Consider the following 2,380-nt stretch of genomic DNA (forward strand, 5'->3'; position numbering starts at 1 on the left):
CCCCGAGCTGCTCGACCGTGGTGATGCCGCGATCCACCAAATCGGTTGCGACGGCGGCGAAGTCCTCGGCCACCTTGTGTCGGCCCTCCCGCATCGCCTGGGTGTGCCAGCCGGGACCGTATTCGCCCCCGCCGCGAATGTTGGCCAGGACGTAGGTGCCGCCGCGGGCCAGCCACAACCGGCCCAGCACGCCGCTGTAGCCCGGCGTGTTCGACGATTCGAAGCCGCCGTAGCCGTAGAGCAGGGTGGGCGCCGGCCCGTCGGCGGCCTGCGGACCGCCGGGCCGCACCACGAAGTAGGGGATCGACGTGCCGTCCTGCGAGGTGACGAAGTTCTGTGTCACTGAGATGTTTTCGGCGTCGAAGAAGGCCGGCGCGGACTTGATCTGCTCGAGCCGGCCGTCGTCGGTTCCGCGCATCAGCCGTGACGGCGAGTCGAACCCGCTGGAATCCAAAAAGAATTCGTCGCCGGTGTCGTCGGCGGAGACGACGACGGTATTGGTCGCGGCGGGAATCCCGGCCACCGGCTCGCGTCGCCAGTCGCCTTGTGACGATCGCAAGCGCGGCGGAGCCGGGCGCAGCGGGTCGTCACGCGATGGTGACGATCGCAAGCGCGGCGGGTCGTCACGCGATGGCGGCGTGACGATCTCGACGCGGCTGGCCACGTCGGCGAGTGTGACGATCAGCAGCCGGTCCTTGGTCCACGTGTAGTGGTTGAGCGCGGTGTGCTCGTCGGGTTCGAACACCACCTGCAATTGCGCTGTGCCGGCGAGGAATTCCTCGTAATTCGCGGCCAGCAGCGAGCCGGCGGTATAGCTAAACTCGCCCAACGACCAGTCGCTGCGCAGCTCGATCAACAGCCATTCGCGGTGCAGGCTCACGCTGGCGTCGGTGGGCGCGTCGATGCGGATCAGTTCCGACCCGCGCAGCTCGTAGACCTCTTCGTTCCAGAAGTCCAAGGCCCGGCCGATCAGGGTGCGCTCGAACCCGGGAATCCGGCTGGCGCTGGCCACCACGTTGACGTCGGAGCGAGATCCCTCGAAGACCGTTTCGGCGTCGGCGAGGGGAGTGCCGCGGCGCCACCGTTTGACCACCCGTGGATAGCCGGAGTCGGTCAGCGAATCCTCGCCGAAGTCGGTGCCGACCAGCACGGTGTCCGGATCGGCCCAGCTCACCTGCGACTTGGCCTCGGGTAGCGCGAACCCGCCGTCGACGAATTTCCTTGCCTCCATGTCGAATTCGCGCACGATGGAGGCGTCGGAGCCGCCGCGGGAGAGGCTGACCAACGCGCGGGTGTATTCCGGGTAGATGACGCCGGCGCCGGCCCACACCCACTTCTCGCCGTCGGCCCGACCCAGTTCGTCGACGTCGATCAGCACGTCCCACTCCGGGGAGTCGGTGCGGTAGCTGTCCAGGGTGGTGCGCCGCCACAGCCCGCGGGGGTTGGCCGCGTCGCGCCAGAAGTTGTAGAGGTACTCGCCGCGGCGGACCACGTAGGGGATGCGGGCGTCGGTGTCGAGCACCTCGAGCGCCTCGATGCGCATCCGCTCGAAATTCTCGTCGCGAAAGCGCGCCAGTGTCGGCTCGTTACGCGCCCGCACCCAGTCCAGCGCCTCGTCACCGGTGACGTCCTCGAGCCACAGGTATGGGTCCTCAGTCATGCCGCCATTCTTACGGCCGCAGGACGCGGGCCCTTACGTCGCCCTCGCAACCATCGCGGCCCACGGGATCTCGAGGGCGCCGTCGCGCTGGTAGGGCGTCAGCGACGGTGCGAGGGTCGCGCGGATCGCGTCGATCTGCGCGGGGTCCAGGGAGGCCACCAGTTCCACCACCGGGCCGGCGAGCCCGGTGACATGCGCCCAGTGCTCGTCCGGGCTGTCGAAACGCATGACCCCGGTGATCTCTTCGACGGCGACGTCCGCGAACCCGCCCGCATCGGCCAGGGCCCGGTTGCTTTCGGGGGTGGCGAGGGAGAAAGGACCGCCTGGGGCGAACGGGTCGCCGGGCGGCGTGACCCCGTTCTGCAGCATCGCGACCACCACGTGGAAGAGCCACGGGTTGCGGTCCGGCGGTCCCCACGTCGCGTAGGCGAACCGGCCGCCCGGCCGCAAGACCCGCCGGACCTCCGCGACCGCCCTCTGCTGCCCCGGCATGAGCATCAGCCCGAAGCGCGAAAGCACCCCGTCGATGCTGGCGTCCGGCAGATCGAGCTGTTCGGCGTCGAGTTCGCGACATTCGACGTTGTGCAGGCCCCGCTCGTCGGCCCCGCGACGCGCTGCCGCCACCATTTCGGGCGCAAAATCGCTGGAGATCAGGCGGCCCGTGGGACCGAGCCGGTCCGCGACGAGAAAGCCGGTCTCGCCCGGGCCCGCCGCCACCTC

2 protein-coding genes are annotated in these 2,380 nt (G+C 69.4%); both read right to left on the minus strand.

Going from position 1 to position 2,380, the window contains the following annotated elements; genetic code table 11:
• Nucleotides 1-1,660, minus strand: a 1,660-nt coding sequence (locus A5622_RS06745; RefSeq protein ID WP_066877459.1) for a prolyl oligopeptidase family serine peptidase, incomplete at its 3' end; no start/stop codon positions are given.
• Nucleotides 1,661-1,693: 33 nt separating this feature from the next.
• Nucleotides 1,694-2,380 (minus strand): class I SAM-dependent methyltransferase (locus A5622_RS06750; protein ID WP_156752868.1); only part of this gene is annotated, 687 nt, incomplete at its 5' end.

The sequence above is a fragment of the Mycobacterium sp. 1245801.1 genome, assembly GCF_001673055.1.
GTDB classification, from domain to species: Bacteria; Actinomycetota; Actinomycetes; order Mycobacteriales; family Mycobacteriaceae; genus Mycobacterium; species Mycobacterium europaeum_A.